Annotated in this window: 20 protein-coding genes; 12 read left to right on the plus strand and 8 right to left on the minus strand. The window is 39.2% G+C overall.

From position 1 onward, the window contains the following. Positions 1–201: 201 nt before the first annotated feature. From PISS_RS18830 to PISS_RS10230, 4 genes are read right to left on the minus strand one after another with little or no spacing between them, the layout of a single operon-like run. Entirely contained in the window at positions 202–354 is a 153-nt protein-coding gene (locus PISS_RS18830) for a hypothetical protein (protein ID WP_157066901.1), read from the minus strand. Then, positions 347–1,816, minus strand: a complete 1,470-nt coding sequence (locus PISS_RS10220; protein ID WP_058154965.1) for an anti-phage dCTP deaminase — start codon at positions 1,814–1,816, stop codon at positions 347–349. The genes PISS_RS18830 and PISS_RS10220 overlap by 8 nt, the downstream gene beginning before the upstream one ends. Positions 1,817–1,828: 12 nt before the next feature. Continuing rightward, entirely contained in the window at positions 1,829–2,014 is a 186-nt protein-coding gene (locus PISS_RS10225; RefSeq protein WP_058154967.1) for a hypothetical protein, read from the minus strand. 11 nt (positions 2,015–2,025) lie between these two features. Beyond that, positions 2,026–2,970, minus strand: coding sequence for a DUF5655 domain-containing protein (locus PISS_RS10230; RefSeq protein WP_058154968.1), 945 nt, complete (start codon positions 2,968–2,970; stop codon positions 2,026–2,028). 248 nt (positions 2,971–3,218) lie between these two features. On the opposite strand from PISS_RS10230, the gene PISS_RS10235 reads away from it, so the two are divergent. From PISS_RS10235 to PISS_RS10245, 3 genes are all read left to right on the plus strand, one after another. Continuing rightward, on the plus strand, positions 3,219–3,374 hold the full coding sequence (locus PISS_RS10235; RefSeq protein ID WP_077066488.1) for a hypothetical protein: 156 nt from the start codon (positions 3,219–3,221) through the stop codon (positions 3,372–3,374). Between the two features lie 52 nt (positions 3,375–3,426). Then, positions 3,427–4,773: a hypothetical protein gene (locus tag PISS_RS10240; protein ID WP_058154970.1), complete on the plus strand. Its 1,347-nt coding sequence runs from the start codon at positions 3,427–3,429 to the stop codon at positions 4,771–4,773. A 145-nt stretch (positions 4,774–4,918) separates the two neighbouring features. Beyond that, positions 4,919–5,170, plus strand: a complete 252-nt coding sequence (locus PISS_RS10245) for a hypothetical protein (RefSeq protein WP_048690588.1) — start codon at positions 4,919–4,921, stop codon at positions 5,168–5,170. Between the two features lie 38 nt (positions 5,171–5,208). Here the strand turns inward: PISS_RS10245 and PISS_RS10250 are convergent, their stop codons facing one another. Next, complete coding sequence (locus PISS_RS10250) at positions 5,209–5,745, minus strand: hypothetical protein (RefSeq protein WP_058154972.1); 537 nt, start codon at positions 5,743–5,745, stop codon at positions 5,209–5,211. A 436-nt stretch (positions 5,746–6,181) separates the two neighbouring features. Here PISS_RS10250 and PISS_RS10255 point away from each other — a divergent pair, with 436 nt between their 5' ends. Genes PISS_RS10255 through PISS_RS10275 form a run of 5 tightly spaced genes read left to right on the plus strand, consistent with a single transcriptional unit; the run spans position 6,182 to position 10,649 of the window. Next, positions 6,182–6,781 (plus strand): hypothetical protein, encoded by a 600-nt coding sequence (locus PISS_RS10255; protein WP_058154974.1) that lies wholly within the window; start codon positions 6,182–6,184, stop codon positions 6,779–6,781. Then, positions 6,781–8,397: a DDE-type integrase/transposase/recombinase gene (locus tag PISS_RS10260; protein ID WP_058154976.1), complete on the plus strand. Its 1,617-nt coding sequence runs from the start codon at positions 6,781–6,783 to the stop codon at positions 8,395–8,397. The genes PISS_RS10255 and PISS_RS10260 overlap by 1 nt, the downstream gene beginning before the upstream one ends. Positions 8,398–8,451: 54 nt before the next feature. Then, on the plus strand, positions 8,452–8,781 hold the full coding sequence (locus PISS_RS10265) for a hypothetical protein (RefSeq protein WP_058154978.1): 330 nt from the start codon (positions 8,452–8,454) through the stop codon (positions 8,779–8,781). 3 nt (positions 8,782–8,784) lie between these two features. Then, positions 8,785–9,663 carry an ATP-binding protein gene (locus PISS_RS10270; protein WP_058154980.1) on the plus strand — a complete coding sequence of 293 codons (879 nt, stop codon included), beginning with the start codon at positions 8,785–8,787 and terminating at the stop codon, positions 9,661–9,663. Continuing rightward, positions 9,663–10,649: a TniQ family protein gene (locus PISS_RS10275; protein ID WP_058154982.1), complete on the plus strand. Its 987-nt coding sequence runs from the start codon at positions 9,663–9,665 to the stop codon at positions 10,647–10,649. The genes PISS_RS10270 and PISS_RS10275 overlap by 1 nt, the downstream gene beginning before the upstream one ends. 691 nt (positions 10,650–11,340) lie before the next feature. On the opposite strand, the gene PISS_RS10280 is transcribed toward PISS_RS10275, so the two are convergent. After that, entirely contained in the window at positions 11,341–11,997 is a 657-nt protein-coding gene (locus PISS_RS10280) for a GNAT family N-acetyltransferase (RefSeq protein ID WP_013465366.1), read from the minus strand. A gap of 294 nt (positions 11,998–12,291) precedes the next feature. Here PISS_RS10280 and PISS_RS10285 point away from each other — a divergent pair, with 294 nt between their 5' ends. From PISS_RS10285 to PISS_RS10295, 3 genes are all read left to right on the plus strand, one after another. Next, positions 12,292–12,528 (plus strand): DUF2789 domain-containing protein, encoded by a 237-nt coding sequence (locus PISS_RS10285; protein WP_013465367.1) that lies wholly within the window; start codon positions 12,292–12,294, stop codon positions 12,526–12,528. Positions 12,529–12,625: 97 nt separating this feature from the next. After that, entirely contained in the window at positions 12,626–12,892 is a 267-nt protein-coding gene (locus PISS_RS10290; RefSeq protein WP_024601586.1) for a hypothetical protein, read from the plus strand. A gap of 13 nt (positions 12,893–12,905) precedes the next feature. Then, positions 12,906–13,679: a Zn-ribbon-containing protein gene (locus PISS_RS10295; RefSeq protein WP_013465369.1), complete on the plus strand. Its 774-nt coding sequence runs from the start codon at positions 12,906–12,908 to the stop codon at positions 13,677–13,679. A gap of 56 nt (positions 13,680–13,735) precedes the next feature. Here PISS_RS10295 and syd read toward each other — a convergent pair whose 3' ends face one another. Further along, positions 13,736–14,275 (minus strand): SecY-interacting protein, encoded by a 540-nt coding sequence (gene syd / locus PISS_RS10300; protein WP_058154983.1) that lies wholly within the window; start codon positions 14,273–14,275, stop codon positions 13,736–13,738. Between the two features lie 59 nt (positions 14,276–14,334). Between syd and queF the strand changes: the two genes are divergently transcribed. After that, complete coding sequence (gene queF / locus PISS_RS10305; RefSeq protein WP_028834075.1) at positions 14,335–15,180, plus strand: NADPH-dependent 7-cyano-7-deazaguanine reductase QueF; 846 nt, start codon at positions 14,335–14,337, stop codon at positions 15,178–15,180. Positions 15,181–15,223: 43 nt separating this feature from the next. Here the strand turns inward: queF and PISS_RS10310 are convergent, their stop codons facing one another. After that, entirely contained in the window at positions 15,224–16,108 is an 885-nt protein-coding gene (locus PISS_RS10310; protein WP_058154985.1) for a peptidylprolyl isomerase, read from the minus strand.

Genomic DNA, 16,108 nt, shown 5'->3' on the forward strand with positions numbered 1-16,108 from the left:
CCCTTTATCTTTATGACAAAAAAAGAAAAGATACATAAGAAAGTAACAGAGTATTGCCAACTCTGTTAAGTGGAGATTTGAACTTAAAAAAAGAGACTAATCCGTTACGGGAGCTAAGCGGCTCCTGTGCTTTCAAATATATCTTAACAACTATTATTAATCAGCGGCAAAATGTATGCCGCTAATATTTGGCTAAAAAAGTTAACCACATTGAAGCTGTGGTTGCTTGTGAGTGGTATGAGAGTTTTCTTTTGAAGCAGATTTATACTTGGTTAGCTGTATGTTTTTCTTCCATGTAGGCCAACTATCAACGACTTGTTTTGCTCTTGTAATGTTTTTCTCTGTGCTAGTCATTTTTATTTTCCTTCGCTGATTCTTTAATTTCATCAAGCTGCTCTATTAACATAACCTCTGCATCTAAATAAGACAAGGGAGTCATAGGAACTCGTAGCTCTGAGTCTCTCCGGTTCCATTCTTTTAACAGACCGTTTTCTTTGCGTTTCAACTTCCTACCACTACTTAAATTCATTGAAAATAAATCAACAAACCTTCTTGGCCCTATGCCAACAAATGGTTCAAACATCACTTTTTCTGACTCACCTGGGCTGCCTTCAGCATTGATAGAGTCATTGTGAAGTATAGTCGCAAAGCTCTTTGGATACGGTTCTATATATAAAACTCTTTTCACACCAGAAGCTACAATGTGTTTAGCACAATTATGACAAGGGTAAGTTGTGGTATATAAATTAGCATCTCTAGTCGAAATCCCATTTCTTGCTGAGGATAAAAGTGCTTCCATCTCAGCATGAACAGCTCGCCCATACTCGGTAATATCTAATAGCCCCGTATCTTTAAGCTTCTTTTTGCCTTCTTTTAATAACTCCTCGTCAGTTGTTTCTTCAGGGTTACTAAACTTTTTCATAATGTTTAATATGATTTTATTTTTTTGCTCTTCGTTTGAGTCTTTACCTAATTCATAGTCTCTATTATCTTCACCATCAACAGGCCAATATAAGCCACCTCCTGATTTGGGCACATCATTAGCACCTGTAGCTAAAATATCTGACTCTTGATTAGTTAAAACAGCTCCCACTTGTCTAGATAAATCGGCAGAGCGAAGAGATGCAGCATATGCCATAAACATCGCATATTCATCAGCAGTCGGTGGGACTACGGGTTTGGAATATAATAAGTCGAGCGTTCTGCCTATTTGGGTCGATAATGAATGTGCGTCATCTGATGTCACAAATGCATCAGCTATTTGGAATACATCTCTTGTACTTTGTCCAAATGAATCGGATTCTTTATCGTCCCTTTCAATTAACCTTTCCAGCTCTTCTTCAGGAACTCCTTTTTCATCTTTCAAGTAGCGCTTCCTGCTTTCTATACTAGAAGATATGCCTAAAAGGATAAAGCCTGGGCCGTAGACTTGCCTCAACGTTTCAACTTCATCAGGATGCTTAAGTGATCTAATAATATGAACGTGTCTTGGCAATGGTTCAGGTGTTTCACCCAAGCGCTTTTTATTAATTTCATTTATTGCTAATAGCGCAAATAAATCCCCACGTTCACTTGCTTGTCTTAGGGAGTTACCCGTATTCATGGCAGTGTCTAGACGGCTTTGCTCAGTGTAAGGGCCTGTCGCAATACCTTGAAATTCCTTTGCAACTTGAGAAAGGTGAATATAGTTAACTTCGTATCTGAATTGATTGAAATATGAAACGAAGCGGTTATGTACATCATCTAAGTTAACACCAACGGGAGCAACTAACCCGATGACTATTTCACAGTCGTTTGAAAAGTTCTCAATTTGCATCTTATATCCTTATTATTGTAATGCGGCCAATACTTGGCGAAAGCTATCTAAGCCTGCTTCCATGTTTTCAATTATCTCACCTGCTGGTTCTCCCGGTTCAGGCAGGTTTTCTAAGTCAGTTAGCGATTTATCTTTTAGCCAGAAAATATCTAAGCTAGTTTTATCGCGTGCTATTTGTTCTGCGTTTTGATTTACCAACTTTACTCTCCCTAGTTTTGTTCAAAGCTTAGCTTTATTAATTGCTTTGCTATATCCAGCTCTTCAATATTTCGGACGATAACCTCTAGATCACCAGTTCCCCAATGCCCTTTACCTCTAACATCACTGACGATACCATTTTTAAGCTCTACCGATTCAGGATTTAAGTTTAAATAAATTCTCAATGAAGGGTCTTGTAAAGGTGCCCATACTTGAACGCTCGCGAAATTTTTGATTTTCTTCAGTGCTGTGTAGAACTTTAGTTCCTTGCGTTGCACGTCGTCACCGAGTGATAAGCCAAATTCACAAATATGCTCATAAAGCTTTAAAAGGTGTTCACTAGCGGCAGCGATTCGATTCTGATGGTAATCCTTCCGTTCTTTTTTTGAAGTTTCTTGAACTGTCTTTTCCTGTAGTGCGGCAGCTGCGGGGTTAGAAAAGTAACGGTTAGATGAGTGGCTGTTTACCAACTCTAATAAAAACAAATCTTCTCCGAAATATTTGTATCTCATCAGCTCAATGTTTTTATCAATTTGTTTTATCGCGTGCTCATCATACTTGGTGAAGTCAGTAGCGATACAAATTAAACGTGCACCTTCCCATTCAAGATTGTCAGCAGCTTCACTGCTGAGCTTGTCCATTACGAGTAACTTAAATTCAGCCTTATGATCAATAAGCCAATCATAATAAAACAGTCCTTGATTAATTACATTTTCATTGGTGTGCCGTTTGTATTCTATGATAACTGGACAGCCATTTTCATCTACACCAAGTGAATCAATTCTGCCACCGTTTGAGGTAGTAAATTCTGAAGCAAGGAACTTTACATTCAGGAAGGTTTCCATTTGTGACTCAACGAGCTGCTGCAAGTCTTTTTCAAGCTTAGCTTGTGCTCGCACTAGCTCTAGTGCAGTTCCTTTTGCTTGGTCTAGTTTGAATAACTTTATATCGCTCATTTGCGTCCTGCATAAAAACTTACAGAAATTAGAGTCTTAATATAAATAAAATGGATATAAAATTCACTAATAAATTACTATTCATTTGATCTTGCTTTAAAAAACTGCCAAGTTTTTAACACACAGGTTAACGTGTAACCTCAATATTTAGATTTTGAAAAAATTGCGCCACTTGATTCCTGTTCCGAAACTCAGGTTTAATCGATTATTGCCTACGAAGTTGATTCACAACTAACTAGGAGAACATTATGACTTCAAAAGTAAATGCAAAGCCATCAACACCAATAACACCACAAGCGGCACAACGAATTCAAAGCGCTACAGCTAGAGCAAATGGCGGCAGTGTGCCTAAAGGCAGTTTTGCGGCACGAGCAACTAGTAGCGCCGCAAAAAATAGTAAATAATGGCGAGGGGCATTGCCCCTCTTTCAAAAGGAATTTTTTAGGGTTTAAATTAATGACGACTATCAATGAGTCTTATCCAAACATTGGGTATGTTTTAAATCGTCTGGCTGATATTGCCGACACCAAGTCATTGGCTACTAAAGGAAAGAGCCGTTTTCGCAAGGAAGAAGACTTAGCATCTAGAAAGTCTATAGATCCAACACTGATTGGAGAGTCAGTGCGACACTTATTTTATGAACCAATCTCCAAAGTTGTTACAGATAGTTTCGCACAGTTTTTCTCCGACAGTATTTGGATGGGGTTAAATAACTACGTCGAGATCATTAAGCGTGCGCCAATGGAAGGAGTAGCACAAGAAAAAGTTGCTTATATGCTAAATAAGCACCTAGTAGTTGAAACACTTGCCAATATCATTTGGAAAGTAGGCGTTAATCAAATGCCAACCAATACAGTGCCTAGCTTTTATTGTGATAATTACCCTATCAAAGCCCTAATCGCTTTTTATGAAAGCCAACAAACACTTCCTGAAAACGATATAAAGCGATTCTTTGAAGGCACTGACAGGACAGTTCGAAAATGGCGAAGTGGTGAAGAACTTCCTAATATAGGTAACCTAACTCTGCTGGCTCAGTGGACATCGTTATCAAATTCAGATGCAATTGATGAAGATAAGGAAACCTTGTTTTTGACAAGGTTCATAGATTCATTTCATAGAAAAACACACCATCAATTTGTAAACGATTTAAAAGATGCTGTCGTTTGGCGGTTGCAGCATAATCAAGAGCCTACATTAGATTTTGGACAAGTATTTCATCAGTTTTATATCAATGAGATAAGCTCAGCGAATCTATATAAACTATCTGCTGAAGGTAATAAGCTACACAAGTTGTTAAGACGCTCTTCAACTAAACCTCTGGGCAGCCTTGTTGATTATTCAGCACGCTTAGCTTCCTTACAAAAATCTATTGAAGAGCATAACCTGAATGATGAGTTGCAATATCATCAAGACTGGCTCAAGGGACGATTACTGTTACTAAGTGGTGAAATAGAAAAAGCACTTGAACACTATGTTAGTGCTGTAGAGTCCTCACTGTATAAATCAGGTGAAAACATTCGTAATTTATTAAAAGAAGCGCTAGCCGTTGCCGCAATCCAAAGCAAGCCTCACAAACCAACCTTAAAGAAACTAAAAAGCCGAGCATTAACGTTTTGTCCCAAAATCATAGAACCTCACCTTAGAGCGTTGCCAGTAAAGATTGGCAATGAAGATATTGAAGACTGGAAATTATGGTTTGTAATGCGCTTTCCAAAATCGGGGTGGTTTGATGAAGGAAAGTCATTACTTATGCAGCGGATGGAAGAACTTGAGCTTAAGGAAATAGCAGAAAAATGTGGATGAAACGTTTTTAACTAGCGTCGCAATATGTGGTAGCAAAAACTTCGCTAAACGTCTGAGGTTGGTGAAACTAAAACCCGCAAAGAGCGATTAATTCCCCTTACAGGGTCTCTAAATATTGTTGAGGTCATCATAAAAGGAGAAGCAATTGAAAGACACTCAACAAAACCGATTTGGCGTAAGTTATGGGCTGCACGTGATCAGTCACTGGCTCACCGAGTTAGGTCGCGTATTTATCTTTGCGACAACCGCAGCAATTATACTGTCATTTGTTAATCAAGAAGGGCTATCAACCTTCCGTATAATATTGGCACTAGTATTTGGTGGCGCAATGATGTTAGTTGGCATAGCATTGGAGCATTGGCTATTTAAACAGAAGTTTGAATCGCTAAACCTATAACGTGCACATTAAAATATTAAGCACTGCCCATGCAGTGCTTATTTTTTTGATTCTTTAAACTCTTTGCGAAAATCACCTGGCAGCATGTGCTCCTGTATCAGTATGTTTTCTCGTATAAAGCTAATTTTTTCAGTTTCAGTAAGCCTAGCTTTAAAAGAATGCTCTAGCAAAAAGAGTGGCATCAGTTCATGGCGTTTAAGCTTTTTATAAGCGGCTCTTCCTACATCAACTCTTTGAATAAAGGCTTCAAGGGCGTATTCGACAATCATTTCTTTTGAAACGCGATATTGTTTGCACCACCCACCCAAGTCATCAACTAAACTCTGCGGCATTCTAATTGAGTAGGGCTGGTTCACTCCCTCTTGGTCTAAAGTTTTCTTTTTCTGCTTAAACCATGCGGCAACCATTGGTGAGTTTGGCCTTAGCTGGTAATAGTTACGTTTAAAGAAATCAAGTTCGTGTTGCACTAAAAAGCCCCCCCAATCAGCATGTTTAATACACAATATATTGGCTATTTCTGTGTATTTGTCTGAAGTTTTTCTATTTATTTTAAATTTTCTTGAAGATTCTGACATATCGATACCAGCACTTACGTCAATTGACGTAAAAAGTTGTTATAACTATTTATTTTGAAATAGTTTTCAAACAAACGTGAAAAAACGGCACTATTTCGTAAAGCGAAGTAGGTAAGCCGTAAAAAAAGCATTTAAAACGACAAAAGAGTACCATTTAAAAAATCTTTTTAAAACATAACTAATTTTTACCCCTCTTTATTATCAATTAGTTACATAAATTTGCTGTATAAAAACAAGACTACATTCGAGTGTTTACTATACAGCTTTACAAGTAGTTCATACCTTTTTTAAAGTGCTGAAAAAGAGAGAGGTTTGATGACTATTTCATCCATTTATCAACTTGATATTTATACAAGCCCAACTTTTAATTATAGCTAAGATTGACTTTTAGCCAAAAAATCTTGGGCATTTTCAACTAAATTTTTTTGAGGCGAACATGAAGGGTAAAAAAAAATTCAACAAACACCGTTCAAAACACACCATTAACTTTTACAGTGCTAAAAATGGTTGTCATATCTGGTGTGAGTCGTTTCTCGAACGCAAATACGGGATAACGCTCGAATTTGAAGAGTCTATCCATCAATATGCTTCCCAACCAGAATCATTTAGTGTGTATGGAAGACGTTATACTCCTGACTTTTTGGTGGAATATAAATCCGGTCATGCCGAATATGTAGAAATCAAACACACCCACTATATGAATGATGAATTCTTTGAGCGCCACTTCCTCTGGAAACGAGTCATTTATATGTTAACAGGGCTTGAACTGGTGCTGAGGAGTGAGCTTGATGTTGACAGCATTGAGGTAGAAAACTACGAACTACTCATGGGCTACAAGACTCTTGACGTCAATCATTTACAGCCCGTTATCTGTAACTTACCAAAAAGAACAAAACTGTCTCGACTTGAAAAGTTAGTATCTAATTTGCCTGGTGGCTCACGAGCGCACGCTTGGTCACTCGTCGCACAACAACACTTTTATTTTGACACGTCAAAGCCTTTTAACGCAGAAACAACATTGATGAGGAAGAAGTAATGTATCAGCCACCTGTGGTCGGTGACACCTTCATCGATATTGAACAGCGTAAATTTAATCTAGCATATTATGATGAGCTGCAAGCATTACTAAACCCTGACTCGATGTTAGGTTCGGAAATTGGCTTGCACTTAACTCAAGATGACTTTCGCTCGAAAATAGACAGCGGTGAATTACGACCAGCATACGCCATAACACACGAAAATAACGAGCTGACAGCATCACAAAAAAAAGAACTGAAAAAGCGAGAGCCTTACATTACCGAGTTAGCAACATTGGTGCATGATGGCTATAAACCTACCGTTGACGAGACCATCGATAAGCTCAAACAGGTTGTTCATGACAAGTACCACATCGGCACCGAAAAACACGGCAATAGCACTATTGCACGTTGGTGGAAACAATATCGAGAAGCAGAATTTAATCTCAAAAAGTCAATTGCTCCGAGAAAAAGCCAACCCAAGCGAACCAATACGGCCACGGAAAACTTCCTCAACCGATTTTTTACTGACACCTGGGTAAAAGGCAACATTGAAAACATAGCGAGAGGCTACTCAAGTTATTCTAAAGCAGCTTTAAAAGCTCAGACGCAAAATGACGCTATTGAACAGGTTAGCGAACGAACGTTTAGCAGACGCATTGAAGGACTTAATGCATTTAATATCATTTTAAACTCTGGAAACTACAGCGAAGTTAAAAAAGCACTACGTACATTATCCAAGAAAATAAAAACCACTCATGTGCTTGAGCGAGTAGAAATGGACCGGATGTCACTTAACTTGGCTCTTATTGACGAAGAAGGTAAACCAACGGGCAACGTCAGCATCTATATTGCCATTGACTGCCACTCACGCTACCCGCTGAGTGTTACATTCGAGCTGGGCACCTCTGAGGGTACGGAAGGGGTTGTTCGATCATTTAAGCGTATTTTTGAGTCAACCAGTGACCAGCTAAACGCGTGTGGTATTCCTTTTAAAATTATTGTGGATAATGGCAGTGGCTATAAAGCTGAGCAGTTCAAACAAATAACCCAACGCTTAGGGTGTGAGTTAATCAAAGCTCCATCGAATGAACCTTGGCGAAAACCTTTTGTTGAGTCTTTCAACAATACGTTGCGGGAAGAATTCTTTAAAGGAGGCGAATTTAAATTACCTGATGGAACAATAACCATAGGTCTTCCAGGTTATAAAGACAAACGCACCCACAAAACAAGTAAGCCGTCGTCTGAAGAAACCATTAAAAAAGCCGCTTCCTTGCCTGTCGAGGAGTTTGCCTCGCTACTGCATGATTACCTCGTTCACTATGTAAACTCAAAGCACTCAAGCCTCAACAACAAAACACCACAACAAGTATGGAACGAGTCAGTTGCTCTAAAGCCTCTCATTCCTGTCAATAAAGAACTGCTCAGTGCTGCTTGCCATTATATAGAGCACAACCCTTCATTAAGCCAGCGAGGTACAGTTCAGGTCAACAAACAGGTTTTTGCGGATGACCGTATAAAGCAATGCTATCTAGATGCAAAAACTCTCGATAAAAACCAAGATATGACGGTTACTGTGAAATCTGACCCAGATGATGGCCGTTGGGTAACAGTCATCGCAGACTTCCCATGTTAGGACCACCCTAAAGTATTCGATTTTGTAGAAAACCGAAAGCTATCTGGAAGTGAATTGGAGTACCCACTGTCATTTGAAGAACTTAACACAACATCAGGGACGCCTGAACGGCGAGATATATTCAGTCGTAAAATTACAAAGTTAGTTAAGCAAAAGACAAGATCACTTGGCAGTGGCAAGCCAGTTGCTACTGCAAAAGAAAACTTATCTAAGGGACTATCTACGGCAGAGCGCATTGAGCGAAGTAACCAGAGTTATGCGTACAAACCTATCAAAAAGTCGAAGAAGTCCATAGAGGATAATACACCCTCAGATAAAGGAAATATTAAACGAAAAGTAAGCCCTAATCGCAACGAAGCTCAGCTTGGTTTATGGCAGGACTAGCCAATGTTTAGCCATCCAAGTCTGAGCAAGTGCCTTGAACTAATAGACCAAGTTCATCAGCAAAGTTTTGGTAAAAATTATGGATTACTTTTAACAGGTCTAAGTGGTGTTGGTAAAACGTGTTTAGCCAAGACATATCTAGCACGTTTTCCAACTTTATGTACTCCCGAAGTAACCTACTATCCGGTCATTTATGTAAAGTTAACGGAGACTAAAACAGCTACTGATTTTCTTATACAGGTCGTTAAAGCTCTCACTTCAGTCATAGGTAAAAATGCCAATAAAGCTCATATCGTTCAAGACAGGCTTGCCGTTTTACTTGCCGCGCATCGCGTTCAACTGATCATTATCGATGAAGTACAGGAATGTTTGACGGATATCGACGGAATCACTAGTCAGCGAATGGCTAAGCAAATAGCTGCGCTACTAGATAACAACCCAAAAGTTTCACTTATTTTAATGGGAACGCCAGTCGCCAGCCGATTGTTGAAGCTTAAATATGGCAAATCAACGCACAGATTAAAAGGTGAGGAGCAACTAAGCCGCCGTTTCCTATCTGAACAAAAGCTTTACATAATCCCTTCTCGCTGCGAGTGCTGGCTTTTGTGCTGTAATTACTTTGCCACCGAATTTCGATTTCCGCCATTTACTCTAGACGACAAACCTATACTTAATCGTTTGCATGTCGCAACCGACGGCAGAATTGGGCTGTTAACGAAGCTTTTTGCTATAGCTTCAACCAGTGAGCGTAAGAATCTGTTGGCTAAGCTTGAAGATGCTTACCTGTTGGGAGTTAATTCATCTGCTTACAATCCTTTTGACACACTTGCCCTAACTGATAATGACATCGTTGGGATTTTAGATTCGAGGGAATTTGATTAATGTTATCGGTAATGCCTAAACGAATCGCTGATGAAAGTCTAGCAAGCTACCTATTACGCTTGAGCCTTCGAAATGGGTTCACCTCACCGCTCGAATGGCTTGATAAACCAATGTGGAGTGCGGTTACAAAAAATACAATTAGCATTAAACAACGACAGCTATTAAGTGAACTCGTACCCTGTGCTATGAGCACTAGCGACTTAAGCTTAGCACCAAAGCACTCCATACTATTTCTAGATTGTCACACTGATATGCCTCGTATTTGTCCCTATTGTGTAAAGGGCAAAGGATATCTAAAAGAAAAGTGGCGAAACATTGGTAATTTATCATGTGAGCTGCACGGTTGTGTGCTCTGCGATAGCTGTCAAGAATGTGATGAACAACTCATTTGGTCACCTTTATTATTACAAGGTACTTGTACCAACGAGTTGTGTTTGTGCCCAATAAAAAGCTATCCGATATCTAGCCAAATAAACGAATTATTCATAGATGAAATCTGCGATTGCTTGCTAGCTAGCTTGTTTATTCAAAATCCTTACACAACTGTTTTACCCATTTACCATCACCCATCGGTAAGCGACTTTAACACTGCATTAGAGCAGGGCTTCAACTTCCTCAGTGGCAAAGAAGTATATGACCAATTTATAGAGCGATTAGGTGACGCCATTAGCCCTTTTTCTCAACTTCCAGAAAAATTTCAATTCTTTCCGTTAACACTACTAATACGACACCTCAATGCAGCATGGCCTATAAATAATTGCTACGTTAGCTTTCTCCAAACACCACAAGTATCCTCCAGCTCAAATCGACATATAGAATCATTTATCGTTACTTTTGATAGTGCGATTAAACTTCTTGGCATTACAAAAAAACAGATATTTCACACTTTTCCTGAACTCTCTGCTAAAAAAGTTATACCGCAAAATCAGCAAATAGATATTGCGGCAATAATTAATCGAACTACTATTTCTGTGGCCGATATGTAACTCCAAAGAGTGCCTTTTAGAATTTCAGGTGATCATCAGCATCAATGAGAAAAGCACAATTAGACAGGTCATTTATTGGGCACCCATAATAATGGAAAAAAGCACTATTAGTGACAATTTCCGACACTATAGTGTAAAAAAGCACTATTATGACTTACGTGTATTGTTGAAAAGTTGTTTGAACTGGATAAGGAAACTGCAATCTTCATGATACTGGTTTGATTTCTCTATATTTTTTCAAGATAACAAGTTGATGTGTGATTTATTTTAAATATCAGTATTTTAGGTATTTCCTTGTGAAGTCGAATGGGTTAATTAATTCAACTTGAAGGTAACCATTCTTCCGGTAGGCTGAAACCCGCCTTGGATCCTCTATTTCTATGCACGCCCCCACTATTTTTACTCTAGCTCCAGTATAGTTTGCTCATCTAGCTCATATTTGTTACTAATACAGAGGCAATGAAGTTGAACGTACAATTACGTTTGACGTTATTGCGTAGTAAACGAACCCTAACCAGTACACTGGTAGGATTACATACAGGGACTATTTTATGAGATTTTTGCAAACAATTCTTACCCGCAGCGGCAGCCAATTTTTCACTGCTCACGTACGACTAAGTAAGCTACTAGATGCCACTGACTGAGATTCTCAATCCGAAAGTCAATTACCAATAATCACAATTCTAAACACCTAGCCTTGTACAGATAGAGCAGCTTTAAAAAGTAATTCACCTTTAACTCGGTTAAATGTGAGCTGCTTAAAGTGCTCAAAGCCTTGTGATTTAAAAAATTGCGTATGTTCGTCACGAGTCACAAATACCGCTATACCAGAGGACTCAGGATTGTCATGTAATAAACCATCTAAGCCTTTAAGTAATTGGCGGCCAAACCCTTGACCATGAAAATGTGGGTCAACGGCTATAAACGCTAAAAAGTAGTAATTGCCTTGCGGCTTTAGTGCATCACGAATAGTTTTTTCTTTTTCAATTAATTGATTCGTTTGCAAATAACCGGCACTTAACATCAACTTTAATCGCCAATGCCAATAACGCTCTGCTTGAAGTTGGCTACTTGACTCAAATACACAAGCAACTGCTTTTAACTTATCGTTACGGTAAAGGCCAATTAAAGGCTGTTTTTCTTGCCAAAAGCTACTGAGCTCTTCGCGAATAAGCGCACGGAGTTTTTTTTCATAGTCCAGAGGGCTTTTTTCGTTATACCCTAGCAGAGTTTGTAAAATAGGGTCATTTTGGTAGGCCTGATATATAAGGCTTGCAGCGGTACTGATATCTTCTGGTGCAATATGTTGCACGCTAAACGTGTCTGTGGATTCTGCTGTGGCTGTCATTTTATTTCCTTTATATTTTATACCCTTTGTCATTACGCCGCGTAACTTGTTTGGGATTAATTTTGAACTACAACGATGACCAAATGCTCATATAACTATATACCTAAGTGGGACAAATAAGCGAATTTACATTTTAGTTAGTACGCTCATCCACTGCATTGAGTCAGATCATGCTTTAGCGACTTACTACTGAGTAAATAAAGCGTAAATTCAGTAAGGGTTAAACTGGCTAGATATATCATTTCCCCCTAGAGTTAATAAGTATTAAGTATTAATTCATTAAGGAGCACGATTATGGATACGACTAAGCACGACATAAATACATTGTTCGCACAATTAGGGTTACCTAATACAGAAGCAGAAATAGATGCATTTATTGCATCGCATGCCATTTCGGATACCACATTATTGCAAGATGCTCCCTTTTGGGATGAAGCCCAACAACACTTTATTGCTGAATCGCTGGCGGTTGATGGCGATTGGAGTGAGGTAATTGACGAACTCGACTCTCGCCTTCGTCAAAATAATTAAATCGCACATTTTAATGTGTCTGAGCCACTTTATTGTTACCATACCTGCTCGCAACTTCCATGTTGCGAGCTTACTTTATTAAAGAGTTATAAATCGAATGAATGCTGCTGTATTTGAAGCTATTAAAGTCCTTCTTGATGAAGGCAAAGTCCCCACTGTTGCACTAACTAAAAGCCGTTTAGTAAAACCACTTCCTATGCCGGTTATTATTGCGGCAGTGAGTCAATATAAAAATAATCCCGATTCAATTTATAATTTAATGAAAACACCCGAGCAAGCAAGTAACTCAGATCCTAAAAACACTCAGTTAGATAGAATTGAGCAAAAACTTGATCGATTACTTGCTTTGCTAGAGCAAAAATAATTTGAGACTATAAATGTTTGTTGTTGATTTAACATTTGATTGCTACCAAGACACAACCCTAGAGCAAGCCGAGCAGGCAATAAACCGCTTAGTGAATGCATTACGCTTTAATGGCCAAATCATTGGAGAGGAATTTCCAACGGTTTTAAAAGATGGCTATTTTATTACTCGTGTAATGTGCCCGACCGAAGACGCCATGCACCCACTTAATAACAGTGCGTTTGTTAAACACAGTGTTGAAAAGCTTCATGGCGCTGGTTTGCTTGCTCCCAAAGTAAAGGTCATCGGCCAAGATATTCACTCCAATGGTGCCGATGGCTGTAAAGAGCCATCAAGCTATATTTTATATACCACCTATGTGCATACATGTAGCCCACTGTATTGTGGCGATGACTTTTTACCCGTGCCGCTATTTAATATTCCTGCGATTGCTAATGGTGACTATAAAACACTAATTAAATGGCAAGAAGATTGGCAAGCGTGCGATCAAATTCAAATTAATGGTGCAACACGCTGTGAATTTCCAGCGCTTGAAGAAATAGCCAGCACCCAAAGTGATTTATACCGCCGTGGTAAAGATATAACTAAACGGATTAGTTTTTTAACTAAAAAGCCTGTTTACTATTATTTATACCGTGTAGGGGGGGTTGATAAAGCCTCTGAACTTGAGCGTAAATGCCCGAGTTGCCATGGTGAATGGAAATTACCCGAGCCTTGGTTTGGCTTGTTTGATTTTAGGTGTGAACCGTGTGGTATAGTCTCTAATATTTCGTGGGATTTTCAATAAATCCCACACTTAAGGTGCTATGTCTAAAAACATCACACCTTAAAACTACCTTATAATTATACTGTCAACGACGCTATAAATTCACTGAGGTTTTTGGCAAGTACTTGATGTGGCTTTTTACCTACATACTCTAGGCACACCTCACCTGTTTCTACTAATACGGTAACAAGCAAATCGTCTTGGTCGGTTAACCCAATAAACACACTTGGCGCTTGTTTGAGTTTACGTTTCATTAAAACATGGCCGGTGATATTTTGTTGCATTAGGTCAAAATCATCTTCATTCCATGCTTGTAATAATTCCACTTGATGTCCGTCAATATTGGCTACAACACTGCCAGCAAACATATGGCCATAAAATTGACTCAACGCCTCTGGAAACTCAAGCTCCAATGCGTTAGCGAGATCGATTAATGAACCTGTAGGCTCTCTAACTATCGCTTGCCACTGGATCATGCCATGTTCATCTGCGCTACCTATTTCACATGGGCTTGGCCATTGCTCATCGTGGACGATTAATGGGCGCTTTTGTGTATTAGTAATCGTTTGTTCGCTAAATTTTTCGTGAAGTTGAGCTAATTGCATTGCAACAGACATACTGTGAAACTCATTTAATTTATATATAATGCATCCATTGTAACTATTTAAGAGCAAACATGACAGATTACAGCAATTCTCCCGATCTTAAAGGCAGCGTACTTGGTCAATCTACTGAGTATGTCGATCAATACACGCCCAGCTTGCTTTTTCCTATTGCTCGCAAGCTTAATCGCGATTCATTAAGTATTGATGAAACTGCGCTGCCGTTTAAAGGCCAAGACATATGGACAGGTTACGAACTGTCTTGGTTAAATACTAAAGGTAAGCCTCAAGTTGCGGTGGCATTGTTTACTTTCGAATGTCAAAGTAGTCATATTATTGAATCAAAGTCGTTTAAGCTTTATTTAAACAGCTTTAATCAAAGCCGTTTTGGGAGTATTGAAATTGTTAAACAACATTTAATTGACGACTTATCCAATGCGGTAAACAGCCCTGTAAAGGTAACCTTATACAGCGCTGATGACTACAATTGTATTCCTTGCACACCGCTGCCAGGTGAGTGTATTGATGAGTTAGATATTGAGATAGATAACTACCATATTGATGCCCATTCACTTAAATCACAAAGCAATAAAATAGTCACCGAAACTTTGCATAGCCACTTGCTTAAGTCTAACTGTTTAATTACTTCACAACCGGATTGGGCGAGTATTATTATTCGCTATACCGGTGAGCAAGTTTGTCGTGAGTCATTATTACGCTATTTAATTTCATTTAGAACTCACAATGAGTTTCATGAGCAATGTGTGGAACGTATTTACAGCGACTTAACCACTCAACTCCATATTAAAGAACTTGAAGTATACGCTCGTTATACGCGCCGTGGTGGGCTTGATATAAACCCATATCGCTCAACACATTATAACGAAACCCCATTTTCGGTAAAAATAAACCGTCAATAAGTGTCGCGTTACCTTAACAAAAAAGGAGCCTGAGGCTCCTTTTTTAGTCATTAAGTTGCTTAGTTGGCACCGCCATGCCACACACATCAATATAATTATGGCTGTACGCAAACCATTCCTCGCTGCGGTTACCCCGAGCAATAATTAATTGTTTGAATGAATCAGAGTCTGTTTTCATTACTTTAAATTGGCTGCTATCGTCTGCTACATCCGCTAATACTTGTAGATCAGTAATGGGGTTAAACTCGGTATTTTCAGTTGGCGTTCGCGCTAGCTGATGAAAATGTGCCATGCCTTTAAGCACCCGACCAAACACGGTAATATTTTTGTCTAAATAACGCGGCCCTTGACCTATGGTGACAAAAAACTCACTGCTGGCACTGTTTATATTGTTATCGCGCGCCATTGCAAATATGCCATGACAATGGACTTGCCACGTTTGTGTATGCGCTTGGTTTTGTGCAACCGCAAAGCCACCTAAAAACCCCGTTACGGGTGCATAACCATCACTGCCCATCTCGGTTATTAAAAGTGGCTCAGTGGTGGTTAAATAAAATTCCGCTGGCACCGTGTTATCTTTAGTTTTGGCTAACTTTTTACCCGTACTATCGCCACCTTGAGCTACAAACCCTTCAACAAAACGGTAAATGTGAGTACCTTGATAAAAGCCTTGTCTTGCCAGTTTTTTAATATTCGCAGTGTGTTTAGGCGCAAGTTTGGGGTTAAGCTCAATATATGCGGCGCCTGTGGGCAAGGTTAACTTTAGAATATTCTCTGATTCGACCCATCGCCATTCATCATCTTTAGCCGCCGCAATAATCTCACTGCTTGTTAGTTTTTTAGCCGATGAGGCTGGTGATTGAGTACTGTACTGGGCACACCCACCTAACAAGGCCGACACTAAAAGGGTCACTACACACTTTTTCAT

Source organism: Pseudoalteromonas issachenkonii, assembly GCF_002310795.1.
Lineage (GTDB): Bacteria > Pseudomonadota > Gammaproteobacteria > Enterobacterales > Alteromonadaceae > Pseudoalteromonas > Pseudoalteromonas tetraodonis.